At 68.0% G+C, this 6,766-nt stretch carries 5 protein-coding genes and 1 pseudogene; 5 read left to right on the top strand and 1 reads right to left on the bottom strand.

Annotated features, from left to right (window positions below; all coding sequences use genetic code 11):
• From ACH107_RS28690 to ACH107_RS28710, 5 genes are all read left to right on the top strand, one after another.
• Window positions 1-286 (top strand): tRNA-dihydrouridine synthase (locus ACH107_RS28690; protein WP_412509145.1); only part of this gene is annotated, 286 nt, incomplete at its 5' end.
• Window positions 283-1,356, top strand: a complete 1,074-nt coding sequence (locus ACH107_RS28695) for a two-component system sensor histidine kinase NtrB (protein WP_412509146.1) — start codon at window positions 283-285, stop codon at window positions 1,354-1,356. The genes ACH107_RS28690 and ACH107_RS28695, both read left to right, overlap by 4 nt.
• A gap of 3 nt (window positions 1,357-1,359) precedes the next feature.
• A complete protein-coding gene (locus ACH107_RS28700; RefSeq protein WP_412509147.1) occupies window positions 1,360-2,721 on the top strand; it encodes a response regulator in 1,362 nt (453 codons plus the stop codon).
• A 97-nt stretch (window positions 2,722-2,818) separates the two neighbouring features.
• A complete protein-coding gene (locus tag ACH107_RS28705; RefSeq protein ID WP_412509148.1) occupies window positions 2,819-5,125 on the top strand; it encodes an ATP-binding protein in 2,307 nt (768 codons plus the stop codon).
• Between the two features lie 7 nt (window positions 5,126-5,132).
• Window positions 5,133-6,536, top strand: a complete 1,404-nt coding sequence (locus ACH107_RS28710) for a sigma-54-dependent transcriptional regulator (protein ID WP_412509149.1) — start codon at window positions 5,133-5,135, stop codon at window positions 6,534-6,536.
• A gap of 9 nt (window positions 6,537-6,545) precedes the next feature.
• Here the strand turns inward: ACH107_RS28710 and ACH107_RS28715 are convergent.
• Window positions 6,546-6,766, bottom strand: a pseudogene (locus ACH107_RS28715) (TetR/AcrR family transcriptional regulator); the annotation flags it as partial.

Here is a 6,766-nt window from a genome sequence, read left to right on the forward strand (position 1 = left end):
GTGGCTGCTGGCCGAGGTGGCGGCGGCGCTGCACGGTGTCCCGGCGCCGGAGGTGCCGCGGGGCGCGGCGCTGGCCGACATGGTGTCGCACCATTACGAGGAGATGCTGCGCTTTTACGGGCGCGAGCTGGGCTGCCGCGTGGCGCGCAAGCACCTTGGCTGGTACATGGACGGGGCCGGTACCGGGGTGGCGCTGCGCAAGCGCGTGCTGACAGCGCGCGACCCGGACACGGTGCAGCGGTTGATCCCCGACGCCATGACCGCCGCCGACCGGGTGGCCGCATGAGCACGGACGACGCGATATGGACATCCCTGCCGGTGCCGGCGCTGGTGATCGACGGCGCCGACCGGATCGCCCGGATCAATCCGGCCGCCGAAAGTTTCCTCATGGGATCGGCCCGGCAGCTCGTTGGCGACCCCGTCTGGGACAGGCTGGCCGTCGATGCGCCGCTGGACGCGGCAATCGGGCGGGCGCGGCGTCATGGCGCGCCGCTTTTCGTCAACGATGTTGACGTCGGCACCGGCGACCGCGCCCCCGTGCAGTGCAACCTGCAGATCGCCCCGCTGGGCGCCGGCGCGGGGGACGAGATGATCCTGCTGATTTCCCCGCGCGAACTGGCCGGGCGCATGACGCAGGGCAACACCGTTAAATCCGCCGCGAAATCGGCGATCGGCATGGCCGAGATGCTGGCCCACGAGATCAAGAACCCGCTGGCCGGGATCACCGGGGCGGCGCAGTTGCTTTCGATGAACCTGTCCAGCGACGATCTGGAGTTGACCGACCTGATCGTGAACGAGGGTCGGCGCATCGTCGCGCTGCTGGAGCAGGTCGAACAATTCGGCAATCTGGGCAAGCCCCGCCGGGACGCCGTCAACGTGCATGACGTTCTGGACCGGGCGCGCCGGTCGGCCGTGGTGGGTGTCGCCGCGCAGATGACCGTGATCGAGGATTACGACCCGTCACTGCCGCTGGCGCACGGCGATGCGGACCAGTTGCTGCAGGTGATCCAGAACCTGATCAAGAACGCGGCCGAGGCGGCCGGCGGCGATGGCGGCCGGATCATCCTGCGCAGCTTCTATGAACAATCGCTGCGCGTCATGCGCGAGGGCGGGCCGGGCCAGTCGCTGCCGCTGCAGATCGAGATCGAGGATGACGGCCCGGGATTGCCGCCCGAGATCGCGGGCGACGTTTTCGACCCGTTCGTGTCGGGGCGAGAGAACGGTACCGGGCTGGGGCTGGCGCTGGCGGCCAAGATCATTTCGGACCATGACGGCTGGATATCGGTCAAGTCGGCGCCGGGGCGCACGGTGTTCCGCATCTCGTTGCCGCGGGCGCCCGAGAACAAGGAGGAATAGGCGATGGATGGCACGGTACTGGTGGCCGATGACGACCGCACGATCCGCACGGTTCTGACGCAGGCGCTGACGCGGGCGGGCTGCAAGGTCCATGCCACGTCGTCGCTGACGACGCTGATGCGCTGGATCGGGGAGGGCAAGGGCGACGCGGTGATCAGCGACGTCGTCATGCCCGATGGCAACGGGCTGGAAATGCTGCCCAAGATCGCGCAGGACCGTCCGGGCCTGCCGGTGATCGTGATCTCGGCGCAGAACACGATCATGACGGCGATCCAGGCGGCCGAGGCCGACGCCTATGACTACCTGCCCAAACCCTTCGACCTGCCGGACCTGATGAAGCGCACCGCCAAGGCGCTGGAAAGTGGCGCGCGGGTGCCGGCGCGCAGCGACAGCGACGAGCGCCCCGACGATTTGCCGCTGGTGGGCAGCACGCCGGAGATGCAAAAGCTCTACAAGGTGGTGGCGCGGATCATGAACACCGCGCTGCCGGTGATGATCAGCGGGGAATCGGGGACCGGCAAGTCGCTGATCGCGCGGGCGATCCACGATTTCTCGGACAGGCGCACGCTGCCCTTCATGGCCGTCAGCCCGGCCGACCTTGCCGATCTGGAGGGGCCGTCGAAGATCATGGCGCGCGCCCGCGGCGGCACGATCGTCATCGACGAGGTGGGGGACCTGGACCCGGAGGCGCAGGGCCGGGTGGTGCGCATGATGGACGCCCCGGGCGAGCACAGCCCGCGGTTCATGGCCACCAGCCAGGCCGACCTGTCGGCGCAGCTTGATGGATCAGGGCTGCGCGAGGACCTGTATTACCGGCTGTGCGGCGCGGCGATCGACGTGCCGCCGCTGCGCGCACGGGTGGATGACATTCCGCTTCTGGCCGAGCATTTCCTTGCCCGGCTGGAGCGCGAGGGGCTGCCGCCGCGCCGGTTGAGCGAGGACGCGCTGGCGCTGATGCGCGCCTATGGCTGGCCCGGCAACGTGCGGCAGCTCGAAAACGCGGTGCGACGGATCGCGCTGACCGCGCAGGACGAGATCATCCAGCCCGCCGACGTGGAGCCCGTGCTGGGCAACCAGCCGGCCTCGGCCCTGATGTCGGGGCAGGAACCGGCTGAAAAGCTGAAGGATTCGATCACGCGGCACCTGAAGCGCTATTTCGACCTGCACGGCGATGCGCTGCCGCCGCCGGGGCTGTACGCGCGGATCCTGCGCGAGATGGAACTGCCGCTGATCGAGATCGCGCTCGATGCAACGGGCGGCAACCAGGCGAAATGCGCCGAGCTTCTGGGCATCAACCGCAACACCCTGCGCAAGAAGATCACGGATCTGGATATTCACGTGACACGGCGCCGCAAGTTGATGTAAAACTGCAACATCAATGTGGCTTTCCGGGCCGGCATGGCGCGGGACAGCAGATGTTGCGGCCACGGTGACGGGCTGCACAAGCTGATGGGGGCGGCGCGTGGCATCCGGGACACGCAGATGGACATGGGAACACCTGCGGCGGCTGCGCCGGCGCCGCCGGGTGCAGACCGTGGCGACCTTTGCGCTCGTGGTGCTCGGGCCGGTGCTGGCGCTGCTGACCTTCCTTGCGATGGGGCCGCTGGACCAGGGCGCGTCGTCGAACATCCTGCGCATCGCGCTGCTGGCGGACATGGTCTACGTGATCAGCGTGGCCGCGCTCGTGGCCTACCGGGTGGCGCGGATGATCGCGGCCCGGCGCGAGCGGTCGGCCGGGTCCCGGCTGCACCTGCGGCTGACGGGCGTTTTCGCGGTGATGGCGCTGTTGCCGACCGTGACGGTCGCGGTTTTCGCGACGCTGTCGGTGAACATGGGGCTGGAGGCGTGGTTTTCCGACCGCGTGGGGCGGGTGGTAGCGAACTCGGTCGCCGCTGCCGAGGCCTACGAGGACGAACACCGCCGCGACCTGATCACCGATGCGCGGGCGCTGGCCTCGCTCATCAACGCGACCAAGCGGGCCCGCGTCTTCATGGATGACGGCGATATCCGGCAGGTCCTGTCGCGGGGCCAACGCGAGATCCAGCGCGGTCTGCGCGAGGCCTTCGTCATCGACGGTACCGGCGATCTGCGCGCGCGGGGGGAGCGATCCTACCTGTTCGATTACGAGCAACCGACCCGCGCGCAGATCGAGCGGGCCGCCGAGGATGGCGTGGTGGTGATCCGCGACTGGGACAACAACGAGTTCCGCGCGCTGATGCCGCTGGAGACGATCACCGACCGCTACCTCTATGTCAGCCGCAACGTGGACGGCGCGATCCTGAACCTGTTGGACGAGACGCAGGAAACCGCACGTTTCTACAATCAGCGCGAAAGCGAGCGGGGGCGCGTTCTGTTCGAGTTCGGGCTGGTCTATCTGGGGTTCGCGGTCATCCTGATCCTTGCCGCGGTCTGGCTGGGCCTGTGGTTCGCCGAGCGGCTGTCACGCCCGGTGGGGCGGCTGACCAGCGCGGCGCAGCGCGTGGGCGAGGGGGATCTGGATACACGCGTCCGCGAGGAGGACGGCGGCGACGAGATCGCCATGCTGAGCACGTATTTCAACCAGATGACCCGTCAGCTCAAGGCGCAGCGCGAGAAGCTGCTGGCGAATACCCAGCAGATCGAGCGCCGCCGGCGGCTGTTCGATTCGGTGCTCGGATCGGTGTCGTCGGGCGTGGTGGGGCTGGATGCCAAGGGCCGGGTGACCTTCGTGAACCGGGCCGCCGAGCGGCTGCTTGACTGGCAGGACGACCAGCAATCGGTGGACCTGAGCGTGGCCGTGCCGGAATTCGGGGCGCTGTTCGAACGCCTCAAGCGGAATCCGGGCGGTTTCGTGCAGGAGGAAATCAAGGTCAGCCGCGGCGGCGGGATGGAGAACCTGCTGGTGCGGATGTCGACGCGCCGCAACGAGGACGGCCGGCGCGAGGGCTACGTCGTGGCCTTCGATGATGTCACCGACCTGGTGGCGGCGCAGCGCATGGCGGCATGGGGCGACGTCGCGCGGCGCATCGCCCACGAGATCAAGAACCCGCTGACCCCGATCCAGCTGAGCGCGGAACGCATCAAGCGCAAGTTCAAGCGGGTACTGGAGCCCGCGCAGGCCGAGGCGCTGGAACAATTGACCGACGTGGTGGTGCGCCAGACGACCGATTTGCGGCGGATCGTCGACGAATTTTCGAAATTCGCGCGGATGCCGGACCCCGAAACCAAGCAGGAGAGCCTGAGCGGCCTGCTGCGCGAGGTCACGCTGCTGCAGGAAACCGGCCAGCCCGAGGTGCGGTTCGAGACGGATTTCTGCGCGGCGCCGCTATGTGCCGAGATTGACGCGACGATGATAAGCCAGGCGCTGACGAACCTGATCAAGAACGCGGGCGAAGCCATTGATTCGCTGTATGAAAACGGGGCGCCAGACGGGCATGTCCGAACCATCCGGGTCAGCTGTGCCGAACAGGACGGGCAGGCGGTGATCCGCATATCGGACAACGGCATCGGCCTGCCCGAGGACCGGTCACGCCTGTTCGAACCCTACGTGACGACGCGGGAGAAGGGCACCGGGCTGGGCCTGCCCATCGTCAAGAAGATCATCGAGGAGCATGGCGGCACGCTGGTGCTGGCCGATGCCGACACCTTTGGCGGCGCCGAGGCGCCGGGGGCCATGGCGGTGATCCGCCTGCCGCTGGTTCCCGGCGTGGCCGGGCCGGCGGCGCCGGATACGGGCGTGGAAACGGGGGCGGACCCCGAACAGATGACAGCGGACCAACGGGCGGTATGAGGACGACATGAGCGATATTCTGATTGTTGACGACGAGCGCGACATTCGCGAGCTGATCGCCGACATTCTCGAGGACGAGGGCTTCGTCACGCGGCTGGCCGGCACGTCGGACGAGGCGATGGCGGCCATCGCCGAGCAACCGCCCGCCCTGCTGATCCTCGATATCTGGCTCAAGGACAGCAACATGGACGGCATCGACATCCTCAAGGCCGTTAAGCGCGAGCATCCCGAGGTGCCGGTTGTCATCATCTCGGGCCATGGCAACATCGAGATCGCCGTGGCGGCAATCAAGCAGGGCGCCTATGACTTCATCGAGAAGCCGTTCAACATCGACCAGTTGCTGGTGGTGATCCGGCGCGGGATGGAAACCAGCCGGCTGCGCCGCGAGAATCAGGCGCTGAAGCGGCGGGAGACCGGCCCGGCGCAGATGCTGGGTGAAAGCCCGGCCTTCCGCGCGCTTCTGGGGCAGCTCGACAAGGTGACGAAATCGAACGGGCGCGTGATGTTGACCGGCCCCGCGGGCTGCGGCAAGGAACTGGCGGCGCGCTACGTCCACGCCAATTCGTCACGCAGCGACGGCCCCTTTGTCAGCGTGAGTTGCGCCTCGATCGAGCCTGACCGCATGGAGGAAGTGCTGTTCGGCCGCGAAAGCCGGGAGCGCGGGGTGGAGCCCGGCCTGCTTGAAGAGGCGAATGGCGGCGTCATCTATTTCGACGAAGTGGCGGACATGCCGCTTGGCACCCAGTCCAAGATCCTGCGCGTGCTGGTTGACCAGACCTTCCTGCGGGTGGGCGGCGGCGACAAGGTGCAGGTGGACCTGCGGGTGATTTCGTCGACCAATCGCGATCTTGAGGCCGAGATCGCCGCGGAGAGGTTCCGGCGCGAGCTCTATCACCGGCTGAACGTGGTGCCGGTCGCGGTGCCCAGCCTCGAGGAGCGGCGCGAGGACATCCCGGCGCTGGCGGCGCATTTCGTCGAGTTGCTGAACAAGACGCAAGGTTTGCCGCTTCGCCCGCTCAGTGACGAGGCGAGCACGCTGTTGCAGACGATGAGCTGGCCCGGCAACGTGCGCCAGCTGCGCAACGTGATCGAACGCGTCCTGATCCTTGGCGACAGCGGCGGCGGCATCACCGCGCAGGAAATCCCGGGCGGGGACGGTGCCGGGGCCGCCCCGGATGACGGGCGCGTTGTGCTGTCGGGCGCCGTGGCCACGCTGCCGCTGCGCGACGCGCGCGAGGCGTTCGAACGCGAATACCTGATGACCCAGATCAACCGGTTCGGCGGCAATATCAGCCGGACGGCGGAATTCGTCGGGATGGAGCGCAGCGCGCTGCACCGCAAGCTTAAATCGCTGGGCGTGGTGACGGGGGCCAAGGCCGGCGCGCGCGGCGACGAGGCCGCCGAGGGCTGATGCGCGCGGTCACTCGGTATCGAGCCCGAGGCCGCGCAGGTAGATGCCGATGCCGCTGTCCAGCATATCCTCGGGGGCGAACGGGCTGCGCGTGACCGGCGAATTTCGCGCGAACGGTTCCACCACGCCGTGGCTCAGCGCCCAGACATGAGCCGAGAACATCGCCGCCGGCGGGCGCGTGCCGGGCGGGATGCGCTGCGAAAGGTCCCCGGCGGCGCGGTCCAGCACGG

It is taken from the genome of Roseovarius halophilus (ex Wu et al. 2025), from assembly GCF_047086965.1.